General features: G+C 68.4%; 18 protein-coding genes. 11 read left to right on the forward strand and 7 right to left on the reverse strand.

Features of this window, described 5'->3' with window-relative positions; genetic code table 11:
- Positions 1–142: 142 nt before the first annotated feature.
- From qcrA to ctaE, 3 genes are all read right to left on the reverse strand, one after another.
- The gene (gene qcrA, locus NS6_RS08060) at positions 143–1,291 is read right to left on the reverse strand and encodes a cytochrome bc1 complex Rieske iron-sulfur subunit (protein ID WP_068039028.1); all 1,149 of its coding nucleotides are present in this window, start codon (positions 1,289–1,291) and stop codon (positions 143–145) included.
- 102 nt (positions 1,292–1,393) lie between these two features.
- Positions 1,394–2,257, reverse strand: a complete 864-nt coding sequence (qcrC, locus tag NS6_RS08065) for a cytochrome bc1 complex diheme cytochrome c subunit (RefSeq protein ID WP_084470845.1) — start codon at positions 2,255–2,257, stop codon at positions 1,394–1,396.
- 76 nt (positions 2,258–2,333) lie between these two features.
- On the reverse strand, positions 2,334–2,942 hold the full coding sequence (ctaE, locus tag NS6_RS08070) for an aa3-type cytochrome oxidase subunit III (RefSeq protein WP_068038938.1): 609 nt from the start codon (positions 2,940–2,942) through the stop codon (positions 2,334–2,336).
- A 326-nt stretch (positions 2,943–3,268) separates the two neighbouring features.
- On the opposite strand from ctaE, the gene trpD reads away from it, so the two are divergent.
- Entirely contained in the window at positions 3,269–4,327 is a 1,059-nt protein-coding gene (trpD, locus tag NS6_RS08075) for an anthranilate phosphoribosyltransferase (protein ID WP_068038940.1), read from the forward strand.
- Between the two features lie 56 nt (positions 4,328–4,383).
- Here the strand turns inward: trpD and NS6_RS08080 are convergent, their stop codons facing one another.
- A complete protein-coding gene (locus NS6_RS08080) occupies positions 4,384–4,659 on the reverse strand; it encodes an Lrp/AsnC family transcriptional regulator (RefSeq protein WP_068038943.1) in 276 nt (91 codons plus the stop codon).
- Positions 4,660–4,935: 276 nt separating this feature from the next.
- Positions 4,936–6,702, reverse strand: coding sequence for a DEDD exonuclease domain-containing protein (locus NS6_RS08085; protein ID WP_068039030.1), 1,767 nt, complete (start codon positions 6,700–6,702; stop codon positions 4,936–4,938).
- A gap of 556 nt (positions 6,703–7,258) precedes the next feature.
- Between NS6_RS08085 and NS6_RS08090 the strand changes: the two genes are divergently transcribed.
- The 10 genes from NS6_RS08090 to NS6_RS08135 all read left to right on the forward strand — a co-directional run bounded on the left by NS6_RS08090 (position 7,259) and on the right by NS6_RS08135 (position 15,898).
- Positions 7,259–7,837 (forward strand): C40 family peptidase, encoded by a 579-nt coding sequence (locus NS6_RS08090; protein WP_068038946.1) that lies wholly within the window; start codon positions 7,259–7,261, stop codon positions 7,835–7,837.
- A gap of 232 nt (positions 7,838–8,069) precedes the next feature.
- Positions 8,070–9,077, forward strand: coding sequence for an NlpC/P60 family protein (locus NS6_RS08095; protein WP_068038948.1), 1,008 nt, complete (start codon positions 8,070–8,072; stop codon positions 9,075–9,077).
- A 45-nt stretch (positions 9,078–9,122) separates the two neighbouring features.
- Positions 9,123–10,247, forward strand: coding sequence for a glycosyltransferase family 4 protein (locus NS6_RS08100; protein WP_068038951.1), 1,125 nt, complete (start codon positions 9,123–9,125; stop codon positions 10,245–10,247).
- Positions 10,248–10,528: 281 nt separating this feature from the next.
- A complete protein-coding gene (locus NS6_RS08105) occupies positions 10,529–10,906 on the forward strand; it encodes a polyketide cyclase / dehydrase and lipid transport (RefSeq protein WP_068038953.1) in 378 nt (125 codons plus the stop codon).
- Between the two features lie 43 nt (positions 10,907–10,949).
- A complete protein-coding gene (locus NS6_RS08110; RefSeq protein ID WP_068038956.1) occupies positions 10,950–11,387 on the forward strand; it encodes an SRPBCC family protein in 438 nt (145 codons plus the stop codon).
- Positions 11,388–11,467: 80 nt separating this feature from the next.
- Positions 11,468–12,820 carry an ArsA family ATPase gene (locus NS6_RS08115; protein WP_084470847.1) on the forward strand — a complete coding sequence of 451 codons (1,353 nt, stop codon included), beginning with the start codon at positions 11,468–11,470 and terminating at the stop codon, positions 12,818–12,820.
- The gene (locus NS6_RS35700; protein WP_245669191.1) at positions 12,817–13,338 is read left to right on the forward strand and encodes a hypothetical protein; all 522 of its coding nucleotides are present in this window, start codon (positions 12,817–12,819) and stop codon (positions 13,336–13,338) included. Before NS6_RS08115 ends, NS6_RS35700 begins: the two co-directional genes overlap by 4 nt.
- Complete coding sequence (locus NS6_RS08125; RefSeq protein WP_068038962.1) at positions 13,335–14,309, forward strand: ROK family protein; 975 nt, start codon at positions 13,335–13,337, stop codon at positions 14,307–14,309. The genes NS6_RS35700 and NS6_RS08125 overlap by 4 nt, the downstream gene beginning before the upstream one ends.
- A gap of 122 nt (positions 14,310–14,431) precedes the next feature.
- Complete coding sequence (locus NS6_RS08130) at positions 14,432–15,157, forward strand: lysophospholipid acyltransferase family protein (protein WP_068038966.1); 726 nt, start codon at positions 14,432–14,434, stop codon at positions 15,155–15,157.
- Positions 15,158–15,187: 30 nt separating this feature from the next.
- On the forward strand, positions 15,188–15,898 hold the full coding sequence (locus NS6_RS08135; protein ID WP_068038969.1) for a phosphoribosylanthranilate isomerase: 711 nt from the start codon (positions 15,188–15,190) through the stop codon (positions 15,896–15,898).
- On the opposite strand, the gene NS6_RS08140 is transcribed toward NS6_RS08135, so the two are convergent.
- Both NS6_RS08140 and NS6_RS08145 read right to left on the reverse strand, forming a co-directional pair.
- On the reverse strand, positions 15,822–16,706 hold the full coding sequence (locus tag NS6_RS08140) for a DMT family transporter (RefSeq protein ID WP_068038972.1): 885 nt from the start codon (positions 16,704–16,706) through the stop codon (positions 15,822–15,824). The genes NS6_RS08135 and NS6_RS08140 overlap by 77 nt on opposite strands.
- A complete protein-coding gene (locus NS6_RS08145; protein ID WP_157112658.1) occupies positions 16,703–18,016 on the reverse strand; it encodes a hypothetical protein in 1,314 nt (437 codons plus the stop codon). The genes NS6_RS08140 and NS6_RS08145 overlap by 4 nt, the downstream gene beginning before the upstream one ends.
- Between the last annotated feature and the right edge of the window lie 107 nt (positions 18,017–18,123).

Raw genomic sequence — 18,123 nt, forward strand, 5'->3', positions numbered from 1 at the left:
AGCGCGATCTCACCGAGCAGGAACGACCAATGGGTGGGGAACACCTTGTTGATCGATCGCTTCATGAAGGCGGCGGCACGATACCGCTCGTCGATTTCGTTGGCTTGTGCCGCGAGCTTGCGGCCGGTAGCCGTTCCAGCACTCATGATCGACGCTCCCAGAAGGCCGGGCCGAGGGGTTCGATGAAGTCACCGTTGGCGACCAGGTACCCCTCTGAGTTTACGGTGATCGGCAGCTGCGGCAGTGCCCGGGCGGCCGGACCGAAGATCGGCTTACCCCATTCGGTCGCGGAGAACTGCGACTGATGGCACGGGCACAGGATCCGGTTGGTCTGCTGTTCGAACAGCGAGGTCGGGCAGCCGAGATGGGTGCAGATCTTCGAGTAGGCGAAGTAATCGCCGAAGTTGAAGCTTTCCTGCCCCTTGCGTTTGATCGCGTTCTTCGCATCCTCGGGCCGCAGGCGGATGAGCATCACGGAATTGCGGATACCGCGTAGCGACTGCAGGGTCGCATGCTCGTCACCACGCCAGGATTCCTTCCACGGAAACACCGTTTCCATGGCACCCGCGTCGAGATCCTCGGGCCGTACCAGCACGATGTCCTCCGGACGGCCGGTATCGCGGCGGATGTAGATCGTTTCGCCCTTGTAGTCGGGGGTCCAGCCGGACACCCACAGCGGCGATTTATCGCCCTTGGCCCACGGGTTCTTGACCATGCCGCCGACGAACACCAGCAACGCGCCGATACCCAATACGCCGACACCGGCGCCGGCGGTGCGGGTGATCAGCTTGCGGCGGCCCAGGGTGGAGGTCTCGCCGGCGTCGGACAGCTGAGCGGCCAGCGTGCGCCGGTCGACCTCACTGGACTTGCCGTCGTGCCGGTCCTGGACCGAAAGCTCCGCGGGAATGAACTTCTTTCGGATCAGCACCACCGCGATACCGATCGCCAGGATCGAGATGCCGAAGGTCAGGCCGTACAGCGGCGTGGCGAGCGAGTAGATGCCGTGACCGGAGTCGTCTTTGCCCTTGTATTCCCAGGGCCAGAACAAGAACACACCCACCAGCGCGGCCGCGGCCAGACCGGAGATCGCGAACCACATCGCGACCTGCCGTTCGGCGCGTTTCTCCGCGCGGGTACCCGGCACCGGCCAGCGTTCCCGCCGGTAGACGACCTCGACACCGTCCCGCGCGGTACCGAGCTCGACCAGCTCGTCACGCGACATCGCGTCCAGTTCGGCCTCGGTCGGTTCCGCCGGGGTCGCGGCCGCGGAATCTTTGTCCAGGCGACCCATCTCGTTTCGCTCCTGTTCGTCACTCATGGCTGAGGCCCTTCCGCTGGGGCATGCCCGGCCGTGCGCTGTGGGTACGGCGGACGGTTCCGGATACCGGCCCGATCATGTCCGGGATCCGATCCAGATCGCGGCACCGACGACCGCCACGATGCCGATCACCCAGATGGCGAGGCCCTCGGTGGCGGGGCCGAAACCACCCAGACCCCAACCGCCGGGATCCTTCGCTTCGGCGGTGTCCTTGACGTAGGCGATGATGTCGCGCTTCTCTTCCGGCGTGAGCTGCCGGTCGGAGAACTTCGGCATATTCTGCGGGCCGGTGAGCATCGCGGTGTAGATCTGTTGCTCGGAGGCCGGGTCCAGCGGCGGAGCGAACTTACCCGAGGACAGGGCGCCGCCGCGGCCGGTGAAGTTGTGGCACGAGGCGCAGTTCATCCGGAACAGTTCGCTACCACGGCCGATATCGTTGCCCCGCAGCGATTCCTGGGCGAGCTCACCGTTGGCGTCGCGGAGCACCGTCGGGCCGCCACCGTTGGCGGCGACATAGGCGCCGATCGCGTCGGTCTGGTGGGCGTCGAACTTCGCGGGTTTGCGTTCGGCCTGCGCTTCGTTGCGGACCATCGGCATACGGCCGGACGACACCTGGAAGTACACGGCCGCCTCGCCCACGCCGATGAGGCTGGGGCCGCGGTCCGGAACACCCTGCAGATTGGCGCCGTGACAGGTGATGCAGGAGGTCTCGTAGAGCTGCTGACCCTCGCGGATCAGCGCCACCGAATCCTCGTTCGCTGTGGCGACCTGGGGCTCGGGGGTGAGCGCAGAGGCGAGGAAACCGGCTCCGACGAGGCCCACCATGAGCGCGAGGCCACCCGCGATCCGTCGGCGGATGCGGCGCTGCCTGCGCTTCTTGCGGGCCTCGCCGTGCCCACCGCTGGCGGGCGCTGGCGCTGTCGGGGGCGATGAACTCATCTGTGTCCCTTTGGAGTAGACGGAACCGTGGCGGGCTGTGTTGACTTGGGCGCTCGCGCGCCGGCCGACGCCGACGTCACTGGATGAAATAGATCACGGCGAACAGCCCGATCCAGACGATGTCGACGAAGTGCCAGTAGTACGAGACGACGATCGCGGCGGTGGCCTGCGCGGGGGTGAACTTACTCATCCTGGTGCGCGCGAGCAGGAACAGGAAGGCGATCAGACCGCCGATGACGTGCAGGCCGTGGAACCCGGTGGTGATATAGAACACCGATCCGTAGGAGCTGCCCGAGATCGTGGTGCCGTGGTCCACCAGGTGGATGTACTCGTAACCCTGACCGAGCACGAAGAACAGGCCCATGAAGAAGGTCGCGACATACCAGCGGCGCAGCCCGAACACGTCACCGCGCTCGGCCGCGAACACACCCATCTGACAGGTGAACGACGAGGCGATCAGCACCGCAGTGACCGGTATGGCCAAGCCGAGGTTCAGCTCGGTGGGTGGCATGGGCCATTCAGGCGCCTGACTGCGCGCGACAAAGTACATCGCGAAGAGGCCGGCGAAGAACATCAGCTCGCTGGACAGCCAGATGATGGTACCGACGCTGACCATGTTGGGCCGGTTCAGCGAATGCACACGCTGGGTTATGGCCGATCCTGAGGTACCTACTGCGGTCGTCACGGGGTAAGTATGACTCTTCGTAGTACGACAGTCGAAGTCGGGTTCCCATCTTGATCTTTTGTGTCGGGATTCACCGGCTCAGCGCATCTCTCGCACCGGCCCGGCGTGTCGGCTGCCCCGGCGCCGGAGCAGCTTGCGAACCTGCGCAGATGCGGTACCCGGCTCGACGCGCACCCCCGCCCCCGGCATCCACCGGCAGGACGTAGTTCGGCAATGGGGGTTCCGGAGCCACTCTCGCGCAGACAGCACTGCACGCCAGGGCACGCGCACATTAGGGTGTTGCATGACCGTTCGGTCACCCGCATCCGCGCTACGAGGAGATTGAGATGAGCGTGCGCAGCTGGCCCCAGATGCTCGGGGCCCTCGCCGACGGCCACGACCTCACCGCGGACGATACGACCTGGGTGATCGACGAGATCTTCACCGACAACTCCACCGCCGCACAGATCGCCGCGTTCGGGGTGGCCATGAAGATCAAAGGCCCGACCCCCGCCGAGCTGTCGGGTATGGCGCGCGGCATGCTCGGCCACGCGCGCCTGGTGAAGGTCGACGGCGATGCGGTCGATATCGTGGGCACCGGTGGTGATCGGTCGGGATCAGTGAATATTTCCACCATGTCCGCTGTCGTGGTCGCCGCGGCCGGCGTACCGGTGGTCAAGCACGGCAACCGGGCCGCGTCCTCCAAGAGCGGCGGCGCGGACGTGCTGGAGGCGCTCGGCGTGAAACTCGCCCTCGGCCCGGAATCGGTGGCCCGCTGTGTGCGCGAGGTGGGGATCGGTTTCTGCTTCGCCTCCCTGTTTCATTCGGGACTGCGGTTCGCCGGACCGGCCCGTAAAGAAATCGGGATACCGACGGTTTTCAACGTGCTGGGCCCGCTCACCAACCCCGCCCAGCCCCGCGCCGGTCTGGTCGGCTGCGCATTCCCGGACCTGCTGGACACCATCGCCGGTGTTTTCGCCGACCGCGGGGCCGGGGCACTGGTGGTGCGCGGCCACGACGGCCTGGACGAGATCACCACCTCCGATAGCACCGACGCCTATGTAGTGGCGGGCGGCCGAGTCCGGAAAACGGTTATCGACCCGGTGCGACTCGGTATCCCCCGGGTTCACCTGGACGCGCTGCGCGGCGGTGACGCCCGCGTGAACGCACAGGTCGCCCGGGATGTTTTCGCCGGTGATCGGGGTGCGGTACGCGACGCGGTCCTGGTCAACTCGGCGGCCGCGATCACCGCATACGATCTGTCCCGCGGCGCGGAACTCGACGGCGACCTCGACGATCACCTGGTCGCCGGGATCGAACGCGCCGCCGCCGCCATCGACAGCGGCGCAACCGAGACCCTGCTGGACCGCTGGGCCGCGCTCACCCGAACCCTCGGCGAGGACTGAGGTGTGGCCGGATGCCGCCGGCCCCCGGCCACACCGCACGTCCCGGCGAATAACCGCTATTCGCCGATGGAGAAGCCGGCCTCGACGTCCGCGCTCGAATACGATTTGAACGCGATATGGGTGACGGTGCGCTGCACCCCGGCGACCTTGTCGATCCGCCCGGTGACCACCTCGGCGACCTGTTCGTGGTCGCGCACCCGCACCAGCGCGATCAGGTCGATGTCCCCGGCGCACGAGTACACCTCGGCGACGCCCTCGGTATCGGCCACCGCCTGCGCGGTCTCCGGGATGCGCCCGTTGTCGGCCTGGATCAGAACGATCGCGGTAATCATGGGAACAGCCTAACTGCGTGGCCGACAGCTCTGAGGTGACCGCGCACCGGTCGTATCGGGCGGCCGCGACTCGTATTCCGACCGGTATACGAGTCCGGTTCCCGCGCCGTCCGGGCCGGTGGTACCGGCACCCACAGGGCGCCGATCGGTGCCGTCCCATCTTCTGCACCGGGCAGCCGGCCACGCCGATCTGCGCCGCCGCGCGTCGAGCAGATGTCGGCACGCTCGCCGCCGGCCTCGGCCGGACACAGGCAACGAAACCCGCGCCTCGGCCGGCTACCCCCTCTCCTCGGCGTAGGAATGCTCACTCCGCGCGGCGTCCGCCGCCGCGTCGGCCCAGGCGACCCAGCGCACCGCGCCATGGGCGGGTTCTGCGTAGCCCTCGACCGTGCGCACGATCCGTACTCCGGGACGTTCCAGCCAACGCACGATCACCCCGACCTCCTCCGGTGGTGCACCACGCAACGGCGGGGACTGTGGCCCTGTATCGGCGAGCGGTAGCGCAGCGTGGTCCGGCCGCCCGTCTACCGGCCGTATCGTCTGGGCGGCGGCCACGAGGTGTTCGACCACCGGCATCGGTGGTGTGCCGCGGGGCGCGGTTCCGGCGCCGGCGAGGCGGCCGTAGCGGATCACCGAGAATTCCCAGCCGCCGGCACCGTCGGGGTGGGCGGTGATCAGTTCCGGGAGCCGGGCCAGCGCGGCCAGGCGCTGGGTGCGGTGCAGGGCGCGGATCACGGCGGTCGCGCGGTCGCGCAGGCGGGCGGCGGATTCGTATTGTTCGGAGGCCGCGTATTCCTCGATCCTGGCCAGCATGTGGCGGATCGCCGTATCGCCGGTGCCCGCGAAGAGTGTTCGCGCGGCCGCGGCCGCAGGCGCGTAGTCGGTAGCGGTGCGGGGTGTATCGGCGGCCGCGGGGCAGCCACCGACGGTTTCCGGCGTGCACGTGTGCAGTGCGGTGCGGGACAGCTTGGCGGTGCAGGTGCGCATCCCGCAGTATTCGGCGAGGGTGGCGGCGATATCCGCGGCCGCGGCCCGCGCGTGGAACGGGCCGACCGCCGGACCGGCCGGGTCGCGGACCAGGGTGAGCCGCGGAAAGGGCTCCGCGCTGAGCGCGACCCACCAGGCCCGTTTCGGGAATTTGGATCGGCGGTTGTAGGGCGGCGCGTGCGCGGCCAGCAACCGTAGTTCCCGGACCCCGGCCTCCAGGCCGTGTGCGCACACGACATGGTCGACCCGGGTGGCCAGCCGGACCATCTCCTTGATCCGGCCGCGGGTTTCCGAACCGGTGAAGTAGCTGCGGACCCGGCGCCGCAGATTCACCGCTGTCCCGATATAGAGGACTTCGTCCGACGGTCCGCGGAACAGATAGACACCGGGTGCGGTGGGCAGGTCGACGGCGAGGGCGCGTTTGGCGCGTTGGCCGGAGGTCACATCGGGTAGGTAGTCGATCAGTTCCGGGAGGCTGTGCACTCCTTGATTACCGACCCGGCCGATGAGCGCGTGCAGGACATCCACGGTGGCACGCGCATCGTCGAGCGCCCGGTGGGTGGGGCTTGTACTCGCCCCGAGCAGCTGCGCGAGGTAGCCGAGCCGCACCGAGGGCGCCTCGTCGCGGCCGAGCACCCGCCGCGCGAGGCGGACCGTGCACACCACCTGCGGGCGGGGCCACGGTGTTTCGCAGCGCGCCGCCGCGGCCTTCAGGAAGCCGATATCGAAGCGGGCATTGTGCGCGACGAGCACCGCCCCGGCTGCGAACTCCAGGAAACCGGGCAGAACCGCGTCGATGGTCGGTGCTGCCCGCACCATCGCCGTGGTGATCCCGGTGATCTGGATGACCGCGGGCGGGATGGAACGCCCCGGATCCACCAGCGTGGCGAACTCGCCGAGGATCTCACCGCCGCGCACCTTGACGGCGCCGATTTCGGTGATGGCGTCCTCGGCCGGGCTGGTGCCGGTGGTTTCCAGGTCGACGACCACGAAGGTGGTGTCGTAGAGCGGAGTGTCGAGTTGATCGAACGCCAGCTGCCGGGCGTGCAGCGGCATCGGTTCGGACACGGCGAGCAGAGTACCGACGGGGTCCGACAGGTTCGGCGATACCGGATCGTGACGACCGCTGCGACCGACACCGGAACCTGTTCCTGTTCCCCGGATGGAGCCCATTCACCACATATATGTGCCCCAGTTCACAGTCGATGTTCGGTTGCTATCCAATTGCCCGGAAAGGCTGAAAATGGTCGGTCGGCCCAAAACCTGTTCCACCACCCCGGGCAAATATGCGTACACATCCCCATCAGGCCGATGTCACCAATGCGACATACACCCGCTCGAACCAGGGAAATCGCACGATACTCGGCATCGAATCCGATGTAACGCGCCCGATCGACCACCCGCGAGCCGGCCGGACGTAACCCCGACGCAACCGAGCCGGCCAGTGTGACTCAACTCGCACAATTTGCCGCCGGAAAACTGAGCGACCCCCACTTATCAACGACTCAGGCTTTACAAATCACCGTGATCTGTTCGTAATCTTTTCGAGACCTCGCGGAGTTCGGCGCACCAAACCGGTACCGCCGGCGGGGGAGATCGGAAGGACCGCATCATGGCGTTCAACACCGTCAAGCGACAGGCGCGGCGGGCTGCCGCAACCGGAGTCGTCGGCGCTGCCACCCTGGGCGCGTTCCTGCTGCCCGCCGCCCCGGCAGCCGCCCAGCCGGTGACCATCCACGGCGTGGGAACCTTCGAGGTGCCCAACGAGATCCCGATCCCCGCGGGCATCCCCGGCGTCGAGGCCCCCGGCTCCCCCGCCACACCGCCGCCTTTCGTAACCCCCATCAAGACCGCCGGCGATCTGGCCCTCGACGCCGCGATGTCGAAGGTCGGCGCGCCGTACGTCTACGGCGCCGCCGGCCCGGATTCTTTCGACTGCTCCGGCCTGGTGCAGTGGTCGTACAGACAGGCGGGACTCGAGCTACCTCGAACGAGCGGTGCCCAACTGTCCGCCGGCTCCCCCATTTCGCTCGACGCCCTCCGCCCCGGCGATGTGGTCTCGTTCTACGGCGGCGGCCACTCGGGGCTGTACGCCGGTGACGGCAATGTGGTCCATGCGTCCACCTCCGGTACCCCGGTTCAGCTGGCGCCCGTCTCGTCGATGCCGTTCGCCGGGGCGCGCCGCTACTGAACCGGCCACGGTCCCGCGGGGGTCCACGCGGCGCGATACTTTCATCCGACGACGTGATCGTTCCGTGTCGTACTGGACACCCCGCGGGCCCGTTCCGTAATCTAATCGAGACCTTCACGGGTTCATCGCACAGCGTCACAGGGAGAGCGGGGCACGGCAGGCCGTGGCAACACATCATCGGAGTCACCGCAATCCCGGGCCGTATCACCGGCCCGCACGCACAGCCCTCGCGGTGGGACTCCTGGCGGTAGCGCTCCACGGTGGTGGCCCCGCCGGTGCCGATCCGGCACCCGCGCCGGCTTCGGCCGCCGAAGCCGTCCAGCAGATGATCGACCTGTCCCGGCAGACCGAACAGCTCAATCAGCAGGCACTTACCGCGCAGGCCGATCTCGACGCGAAACTCGCGATCCAGCACGATGCCGATGCCAAGGTCGCCGCGGCCACCACAGCCGTCGACGCGGCTCGCAACGAGGTGGCCAAGTACCGCCCGATGATCGACCGCACCGCCATCGCCGCCTACCAGGGCGCGCGGACCAACCGGTTGTTCTCCGTGCTGGTCAGCGATTCACCCCAGCAGCTCCTGGACCAGATGTCGACGCTGGACGTTGTCACCGCCCAGACCTCGGACCAGCTCAAACAGTACAAACGCGCCACCGACGCGGCCACGGCCGCGCAATCGGCGGCCCGGACGGCTGCCGACGCCGCGCGCACCGCCACCGACCAGGCCGATTCCGTGCGCGACGATGTGGGTCGTAAACAAACCGATCTGCAGAATGCGGTCGCCGCGGTCATCGAGGTCTGGGGCACCCTGTCCACCGCGGACCGGACCGCTCTCGCCGGTTCCCCGTTCCCGCCCGGCTTCGACCGCGACAGCCTGCTGGCGGATCTCGTCCCCGGCAACGGTACGAGTGCGCTGGCCGCCGGGCTCACCCGCGTCGGCGACCCCTACGTCTGGGGCGCCACCGGCCCCGACCAGTTCGACTGCTCGGGTCTGGTGCAGTGGGCGTTCGCACAGGTCGGTAAGCAGGTGCCGCGCACGAGTTCGGCGCAGGCCGCGTACGGCACCCCCGTGGACCGCGCTGATCTGCAGCCCGGCGATATCGTCTTCTTCTACGACGATATCTCCCATGTAGGCATCTATGCCGGTAACGGCCTCATGCTGCACGCTTCCACCTTCGGGGTTCCGGTGGCCGTCGCGCCGATGGATTCCACGCCCTACCATTCGGCGCGCCGCTACTGAGCCCCGGAGGGGCGCCGGGCAGCGTTCGCCAATACTGTGAGTCGTATGGCTCGAACTCTGCTGGTTACCAATGATTTCCCGCCGCGTCCGGGAGGTATCCAGTCCTATCTGCAGGCGATGACCGGTCAGCTGCCGCCGGACGATCTGGTTGTCTACGCGCCCCGCTGGCGCGGTGACAGCCATACCCGATTCGACGCGCAGCAGCCGTTTCAGGTGGTTCGCCATCCCACCTCGCTCATGTTGCCGACCCCTGCCGTCGCGCGCCGCGCGCGTAAGCTGCTGCGCTCCGAAGCCTGCGAAACGGTCTGGTTCGGCGCCGCCGCGCCCCTGGCCCTGCTGTCACCGCTGTTGCGCCGAGCCGGTGCGGAACGGATCGTCGCCAGCACCCACGGCCACGAAGTGGGCTGGTCGATGCTGCCGGCCGCGCGGCAGGCGCTGCGGGTCATCGGCGAGAACACCGATACCGTCACCTACGTCAGTAAATACACCCGGCGCCGGTTCGCGGCCGCCTTCGGGCCGAACGCCGCGCTCGAACATCTGCCGCCGGGCGTGGATACCGAGAAGTTCCGTCCCGACCCCGCCGCGCGCGCCGAGTTGCGCCAACGCTACAACCTCGGCGACCGGCCCACGATTCTGTGCCTGTCCCGGCTCGTACCGCGTAAGGGTCAGGATGTCCTGCTGATCGCGATGCGCTGGATCCGGGAACGAATCCCCGGCGCGGTCCTGGTGATCGCCGGTAGCGGCCCGTACGAAGACCGGCTGCGCGGGCTCGCCGAAGCGCTCGGCCTCGGCGACGATGTCGTGTTCACCGGCCGGGTCGCCGCGGCCGAACTCGCCGCCCACCACACCCTCGCCGATGTTTTCGCCATGCCGGCCCGCACCCGCGGCGCCGGCCTGGACGTCGAGGGTCTCGGCATCGTCTATCTGGAGGCCTCCGCCAGCGGAGTGCCCGTGGTCGCCGGAATGTCGGGCGGTGCACCGGAAACCGTGCTGGAGGGCGAAACCGGACGCGTTGTCGACGGACGCCGCGCCGACCTGGTCGCCGAAGCGATCGGCGATATCCTCGCCGACCGCGACGCGGCCGCCGCCATGGGCGCCGCGGGCCGTACCTTCGTCGATCACCACTGGCGCTGGGACACCCTGGGCGCCCGCCTCCGCGGCTACCTGTAGGGCCTCGGGCTTCGTCCCTGCCCGGCCCGATTCCCACAGAAAACAACCACCATGGTGCCGACTCCAGCGAGGCCCCGGAAAGGTCTCGCCCCACGACCGACACCAACTCGACCAGCGGCGCCGCCGAGTCCGGCCAGACCCTCAACGATCCTGCCCGCACCGACCCCAACGCGCCCAGCGGCGCAGCCGAGTTCAGCGAGGCCCTGTGAGGTTTTGGCCCGTGGGCAAAACCTCCGGCGCCGCAGGCGCCGGAGGTTTCAGCATCTACTACGCTCAGCCGGGTGAGCAGTATCCAGGTCGCCGACCAGACATTTCTCGCCGCGCCGGGCGCCGCGGTGGCCGCTGCGCTGTCCGCCCCCGGCAAATGGCGGCGCTGGTGGCCCGATCTCGAACTCGATGTCCGGGAAGACCGCGGCGACAAGGGTATTCGCTGGTCGGTGCAGGGGGCACTGACCGGCACCATGGAGGTGTGGCTGGAGCCCTCACTGGACGGAGTGATCCTGCACTACTTCCTGCACGCCGAACCGCAGCGGCAGCTGCCACCGCGCAAACTCGCCGCGGCCAACCGGGAGCGGCGGGTCGCGGGCAAGGTGATGTCGTTCGAACTCAAGGATCGGCTCGAGGGCGACCGGCCGGCCGGGGTCGCACCCGGGAACTGAACGAATTCCATACCGCACCGCCGAAAGGAACCGCTGAGAACCTATGGCCGACCGGACCCAGAGATCGATCGTCATCGCGGCGCCCGCCCCGCAGGTGATGTCCGTTATCGCCGATCTGGCGTCCTACCCGGAATGGGTATCGGCTGCCAAAACGGTGGAGGTACTCGAGACCGGGCCCGATGGTCGTGCACGCACCGCCCGATTCGTCCTGGACGCCGGTGTCGTCAAGGACACCTACGTACTGTCCTACACCTGGCGCCCCGATGATCTGGCGGTGAGCTGGACGCTGGTGAGCGGTGAACTGCAGAAGGCGCAGGAAGGCCGCTACGAACTCGTCGGGCAGCCGGACGGCGGCACCGAGGTGCGTTACGAACTGACCGTGGATCTGACCATTCCGATGATCGGCATGTTCAAACGCAAGGCGGAGAAGGTGATCACCGATACCGCGCTCAAGGAACTGAAGAAACGGGTCGAAGGCTGACCGGGCCGCGCAGCACCGCAGCGCAGGCCCGTCCCGACGGCGCGCCGGGCCACACCCGGCGCGCGCGGACGCGGGTCGAACTGTTCGTCGGCAAGGGTGGTGTCGGTAAGACGACGCTGGCCTGCGCGCAGGCCATGGCATATGCGCGAGAGGGACAGCGGGTCCTGGTGGCATCGCTGGACCAGGCGCATTCCCTGGGGGACGCACTGGGTTTCCGGTTCGCGCACGACCCCGGCGCGGTGCCGGGAATCACCCGGGTCGTACCCGGTCTCGACGCGATCGAACTCGATTCGCTGGCATTGCTGGAGGACCGTTTCCGGGAGGTCGCCGATGTATTGGCGGCGGACCCGGGCCACGATCACGGGCTCGACCTGGGCGCGCTGGATCCAGCGGAACTCACCGGGCTGCCGGGTGTCCAGGAGCTGCTGATGCTGGTGGAGATCACCCAGTACGCCGCCGACGACGACTGGGATGTGATCGTCCTGGATTGCCCGCCCACCGCCGATATGCTGCGCATCCTCACCGCGCCGGAAACCCTGCTCGGCTACCTGGACCGGATCTGGCCCCCGCATCAGCGGATGATGAGCGCGATCGGCACCGATCTGCGACGCGCAGTTCTGGCGGCGACGATGCAGCGGACCGTCGCCGCCGTCACCGAGGTCCGCGATCTGCTCGCCGACTCCGAACGCACCAGTGCCCGGCTGATCACTCTGGCCGAACGGGTGGCGGTCGCGGAATCGGCGCGGGTGCGGTCGGCGACGGCGCTGCTCGGGCTACGCCTGCGGGCGGTGGTGGTGAACAAAGTGCTTCCCGAGGTTCCGCCGCCGGAACCGGAACCGCAACACCCCGCCGTGCGCTGGTATTCGCACCGCTACGCCGAACAATGGGATGTGATCGCCGGACTGCGCCGGTCGATGCCGGAGATCCCGGTCCTGGTGGCCGGGCATACCGGCACAGAACCGGTGGGCATCGGCCCGCTCGCGGGACTGTCCTGCGTCGTTCCGGCCGAGCACACCGGCGAACTCGCGTTCGCGGACGGCACCGGCGACCTCGCGTCTGCCGGCGGGGGCGGCACCACCGGGCCGGTGACGGATATCGGCCACGCCGGGGCCGTTCGGCGTGACAGCGACGCGTCGATGCGCGACGATGCGGGTTCGGCGACGGCCGGGGCGGCCACCGAACCCACCGTCCGGTTGGAATCGGGGTCGGGTTTGCATTCGGTATATGCGCTGCGTATCCAGCTTCCGGTAGCGGATCCGGCCACGCTGCGCCTGGGACGAGTGGAGGACGATTTGATCGTGGGAGCCGACGGCGTGCGGCGGCGGTTGCGCCTGGCGCCGGTACTGCGCCGCTGCACCGTCAGTACCGCCGACCTGGAAAACGGATACCTGGTGATCCGTTTCCGGCCCGACCCGCAGGAGTGGCCGCGATGACCGGAACCGATTACCGGCAGCCGGAGGGTATCGCCGAATTCGCCGAGGAACTGCGCCTGCTCGCGGAGGCCGTGCTGGAGCGGGTGGAACCGGTACTGCGCGATGTCGCCGCGGACGACAAACCGGAGTGGGGTAATTGCACCTGGTGCCCGCTGTGCGCCGCGGCCGCACTGGTTCGCGGGGAACAGCACGAAGTACTGGCGACAGTCGCGGCACACGGTACGGCGATCGTCACCATCCTGCGGGAAGCGCTCGCGGGGGAACCGGTCGATCCGGTGATGCCGTACGGGCACGGTCCGGGACCTGCGGCCACCCACGGCCGTTCCGATCGCCGGGACGGACACGGTACGGCGAGCGATCCGGGCGAGCACCTGCCGACCGCCGAAACCGGAGCCGGAGCCGCGGCGGACGGCCGGGACAATCACCCGGATACCGGCACCCCGGCCGAGCCGACCGCACGCGCGGCCACTTCCGGAAAATCCCGGTATGTAGGTATACCCGTAAACATCAAGCCATGAGCACTTCCGCTCCGGGCGCTTCGCTGACCGTGGGTATCGATATCGGCGGGACCAATATCCGGGCCTCGGTGGTCGACGGAACCGGCGAGGTTCTCGATACGGTGCAATGCCCGACCCCGCATTCCGCCCCGGCACTGGAAGGCGCGCTCGAGCGCGCGGTCCGCGAACTGGGCGACCGGCACGATATCGACGCCGTCGGCCTGGCCGTGGCGGGGTTCGTCTCGGCGGATCGCAGCACTGTCCGGTTCGCCCCACATCTGCCCTGGCGTGACGCGCCGGTGGCGAAACGCCTCACCGATCGTCTCGGCCTGCCTGTACTCCTGGAGCACGACGCCAATGCCGCCATGTGGGCCGAATACCGGTTCGGCGCCGCGGCGGGCGGACACAATGTCGTTCTCGTAGCCATCGGCACCGGGATCGGCGCCGCGCTACTGATCGACGGCGTACTGTATCGCGGCACCCACGGGGTCGCACCGGAACTCGGGCATCTGCAGGTCGTCCCCGGCGGCCGCGACTGCGGCTGCGGAAAACGGGGTTGCTGGGAACGGTATTGCAGCGGAACGGCATTGGCCGAATCCGCGATCGAACTGGTGGCCACCGATCCCACGCCGTCACTGCTGGCGAAAGAGGTGATCGCCGACCCCGGCGCACTGACCGGCCGCCGGGTTGCCGGCGCCGCCCAGGACGGCGACCCGCTCGCCCTGCGAGTGATGACCGATTTCGCCCGCTGGCTGGGCCTGGGCCTGGCGTTCGTCGGCGATATCTTCGACCCGGACCTGGTCGTCGTCGCCGGCGGTGTCAGCAGTTCGGCGCCACTGTTTCTCGACGAGGCCCGCGAGGAATACGCGGCCGCGGTCACCGGACACGGCCACCGCCCCCTGGCCCGGATCCGCACCACACAACTGGGCGAAGCGGCCGGAATGATCGGCGCCGCCGAACTCGCCCGCAGTTCCCTCATTGCCGGCCGCTGAACCCCGCCGTCGATAGGCAGAGAATTAACACGGCCGGGCTTGGAGGAGTTCTGTGACCGGCGGTAGAGTCGGCACCCCGAGGCTCTTCACATTTCCATCCCGATTCCCGGAGTAAGGACGTCATGTTCTACTGGCTGCTCAAGTTCGTGCTGGTGGGTCCGTTCATCCATCTCTACAACCGGCCCGAGGTGGAGGGTGTGGAGAATATCCCGGCAGACGGTGCGGCCATCATGGCGGGAAATCATCTGTCCATCGCGGATTGGCTTTTCGCGCCGCTGAAGAGCCCACGCCGGATCAGCTATCTGGCCAAGGCCGAGTACTTCCATACCCCGGGTCTCAAAGGGTGGTTCCAGAAGTTCTTCTTCAGCGCTTCCGGCCAGTATCCGATCGATCGCAGCGGCGCCGACGCGGCCCAGGATGCGCTCAACGCCGCCCGCAAACTGCTCGACGAGGGCCGGCTGGTCGGCTTGTATCCGGAGGGCACCCGCTCCCCCGACGGCCGGCTGTACAAGGGCAAGACGGGTATGGCCCGGGTAGCGCTGACCACCGGGGTCCCGGTGATCCCGGTGGCTGTGATCGGCACCGGCGAGGTGAGCCCGCCCGGCCCCTTCCGCTGGCGCCGGCGCAAGGTGATCGTGAAGTTCGGTAAGCCGATCGATTTCTCCCGGTACGAGGGCATGGCAGGTAACCGGTTCGTGGAGCGTGCGGTGACCGATGAGGTCATGTACGAGCTGATGCGGATGTCCGGGCAGGAATATGTCGACGTGTACGCCGCCAGCCTGAAGCAGAACATACCTTCCGGTCCGCCCTCGCATACGCCGCGAATTCCGGAATCCGCCGCGAGCTGACCGAGCCGACCCGCCGCGTACGATAAGCAGGTGACGGTTCGCGCGAAAGTTTGCGGAATCCGGTCCGCGCCCGATCTGGAGACGGCGGTCAGCGCCGGGGCGGATGCGGTCGGATTCATTTCCGGAACCACCCACTTCAGCGAGGATGCGCTGACAGCGGAGGCCGCGACCTGGCTGTCGGAGTCCACACCGTCGTTCGTGAACCGGGTCCTTGTCACCCATCTCGAGGACACGCAAGCCATTCTCGAACTGGCCGACCGGATAGGTGCCGACACCATCCAAGTGCACGGCCTGGTGGATACCCGCACGCTGCGAGCGGTGCACGCCGCCGCACGCGGCCGGACCATCGTTCGCGCGGTTCATGTCACCGGGGCCGATGCCGTGTCCCGCGCCCTGGAAGTCGCCGCCGACTGCGATGCGGTCCTGCTCGACTCCCGCACCACCGACCGGCTCGGCGGAACCGGACGCACGCACGATTGGGCGGTCAGCGCCCGGATCGTGCGAGAACTGGCGCTGATCGGCCGGCCGGTGATCCTCGCCGGCGGTTTGACCGCCGACAATGTGGACGAGGCGATCGAAGCAGTGCGCCCGTTCGGGGTGGATGTGAACAGCGGTGTGGAGACCGAGACCGGCGACAAGGATTTCGCCGCCTGCGCCGCATTCGTCAAGACGGCGCACGAGCACGAGCCGGGCTACCCAGTTCCAGTCCCACGGCGCCCAATACCAGGACTCCGGCCATAAGGGTCGCCACGGTGATCTCGGAGCCCACCAGGATCGCACCGGCGAGGGTCGCCACCACGGCCTCGTTGAGCCCGATCAGCCCCGTGGTGACCTCGTCCAGCTCCCGCAGCGCCAGCCAGTAGCACGCGAAACCGGGGCCGAGCAGTAGCGCACCCAGGACCGCGAGTGCGACCACCTGCCGAGCCGTGGGGCCTACGCCGAAGAGCATCGCCACACCGAGCGGCGGGGCGGCCAGCACGGCCGCGGCCAGTAGCTGCAACCCCGCCGCCGATCCGCCCGCCCGGCCCGCCGACTCCCGGACCACCAGGGTGATCAGCCCGGCCACACACCCCGCGCTGATCAGTGCCAGAGCACAGCCCACCAGGGCCGGCCCGAGGGCCGTATCCGCCGGCCGGTACCCGGCAACCAGCCAGATCGCCGCACCGATCGCGACCAGTTCCACGACCAGCACCAGGGTGATCGCCCGCCGGCCGCGGACGATCCGGACGACGATCAGCAATACCGGCGAGGTGAGGTGGAGTGCGACCACCACCGGTAGCGGCCCGATATGCAGGGCGGCGACATACGACACCAAGTTCAGCACCTCGAGCACCCCGAGCCGCAGAAACAGTCCCGGCGCGCTCCGCAGATCCTGCCACGGATGTGCGCCCCGGGCGATCGCGAAAGCCAGCAGCGCCACGGCCCCGCCGGCGGCAACCGGGGCCGCCGCGATTCCCGGGGCGCCCACGGCGGCGATACCCGCGCTCGATAAACCCCACAGGCTCGTGGCCACGCCGAGCAGCGCCGGACCACGCCAGGAGACTCTCACGAGAGCAGGAAGGTCACGACCGGCAAGACGACCGCGGTGTAGGCCGCGAACACCGCGGCCGCCGTCCGCCCTTTCGGTACCGAGGGCAGTCGGGTCGCGATCCCGGTGTAGGTGCCGAGCGCGATGAAGAATGTGCCCCAGACGACCAGTGCGCGGCTCACGACCACCCCGAGATCGTTGGCGAAGAGTACAGCCAGCAGGGCGATCGTGAGCCCGGCGGGCGCCGCGGCGGCCAGCGTGAGCCCACCGGCGTAACTGTTCATGAGCACCGTCCGGCCACGGTGCCCGACGACCTGCTGTGCGTCCCGGGGATGCGCTCCCTGTTCCCGGCAGATCAGGTCGAAGATCACCGCCGGGTTGACGCGTTCGTTCACCACCCGGCGTACCGCGAGCATCGCCTCGAGCCCCTGCACGGTCGCGAACGAGGTGATGAATCCCCCGGTGGATGTACGAAACCCGCCACAGACGGCCGACCGCTCCTGTGTCTCCTGCAATTCGAGTAGTTCCACCAGGCCACGGCGGACTCCCGGATCGAATACGGCGCGTTCGTCGGCGGTGACCACGGCGCCGACGGCGAGGTGCAGGCCGAGATGACGCCAGGTGGAGGCCATCAGGCCTTCCCGGAAGGATTCTTCCTCGGCGCCCGCCGTACCGTCGCGCAATGCGTACAGCATTCGCCGCACCGTCAGCTCGCGGACCTTCTCTACCCGTTTCCCGCCCACCGCTGCTATTTCCGGCCGGGCAAGCAGCTGCGCGACATGCGCGCACGCATGGATCGGCTGTGCGCGGGGATCGTCGTCGAGCATCATCGAAACCACCAGCGAGGTGCCCTGCAGCAGCGCTTCGGCGGCGGTTTCGTCGGCATCGGCCAGACCGGCCAGCGCGTGCAGGGCTGCCGTGGTGGCCGTCAGCGAGATGGGACCGACGGTTTCGGACAACCGCCATCCCCGGGTAACGGTATCCCGGGCGGCATACAGCTCCCGCAGGCACTGCTCGACCACAGGATCGGTGGGCGGTACGCCCAGACACCCCAGTGCCCGCAACCGCCAGGACAGGTCGACCGGCGACCGGAACACCCATTCCCCGCTGTCGGTATCCACGACATCACGGCGCACCAGAGTGCGAACCTCGGTGAGCCGCGGTACCGGACGGCCCGCCGCCGTCAGCGCCACCACGACCTCCGCGGTGTTCTGCGGATTGGGCAGCACATCGGACAACCATCCCCAGCCCGCGCCCCCGTTACGGACGCTGGCCTGGCTGCGGTGCAGCCATTCGACCGCCCAGTCGATTCGTTGCTCGATATTCGACACGGAAACCTCCATCCCACCCCATCGAGGCCGGATTCCCCAGGAGCCCAAGGCAATCACAACCCTACCGGCACCCTCCGACACGAACAGGCGATCTACGCTGTTGATCC

It is taken from the genome of Nocardia speluncae NBRC 108251 (assembly GCF_001613245.1).
Lineage (GTDB): Bacteria > Actinomycetota > Actinomycetes > Mycobacteriales > Mycobacteriaceae > Nocardia > Nocardia speluncae.

What these genes read in the sequence shown, in the direction of transcription:
- qcrA (WP_068039028.1), bottom strand. Translation starts at nt 1,291, where the DNA reads ATGGGTCGCCTGGACAAAGATTCCGCGGCCGCGACCCCGGCGGAACCG.
- qcrC (WP_084470845.1), bottom strand. Translation starts at nt 2,257, where the DNA reads ATGAGTTCATCGCCCCCGACAGCGCCAGCGCCCGCCAGCGGTGGGCAC.
- trpD (WP_068038940.1), top strand. Translation starts at nt 3,269, where the DNA reads ATGAGCGTGCGCAGCTGGCCCCAGATGCTCGGGGCCCTCGCCGACGGC.
- NS6_RS08080 (WP_068038943.1), bottom strand. Translation starts at nt 4,659, where the DNA reads ATGATTACCGCGATCGTTCTGATCCAGGCCGACAACGGGCGCATCCCG.
- NS6_RS08085 (WP_068039030.1), bottom strand. Translation starts at nt 6,702, where the DNA reads ATGCCGCTGCACGCCCGGCAGCTGGCGTTCGATCAACTCGACACTCCG.
- NS6_RS08090 (WP_068038946.1), top strand. Translation starts at nt 7,259, where the DNA reads ATGGCGTTCAACACCGTCAAGCGACAGGCGCGGCGGGCTGCCGCAACC.
- NS6_RS08100 (WP_068038951.1), top strand. Translation starts at nt 9,123, where the DNA reads ATGGCTCGAACTCTGCTGGTTACCAATGATTTCCCGCCGCGTCCGGGA.
- NS6_RS08110 (WP_068038956.1), top strand. Translation starts at nt 10,950, where the DNA reads ATGGCCGACCGGACCCAGAGATCGATCGTCATCGCGGCGCCCGCCCCG.
- NS6_RS35700 (WP_245669191.1), top strand. Translation starts at nt 12,817, where the DNA reads ATGACCGGAACCGATTACCGGCAGCCGGAGGGTATCGCCGAATTCGCC.
- NS6_RS08125 (WP_068038962.1), top strand. Translation starts at nt 13,335, where the DNA reads ATGAGCACTTCCGCTCCGGGCGCTTCGCTGACCGTGGGTATCGATATC.
- NS6_RS08130 (WP_068038966.1), top strand. Translation starts at nt 14,432, where the DNA reads ATGTTCTACTGGCTGCTCAAGTTCGTGCTGGTGGGTCCGTTCATCCAT.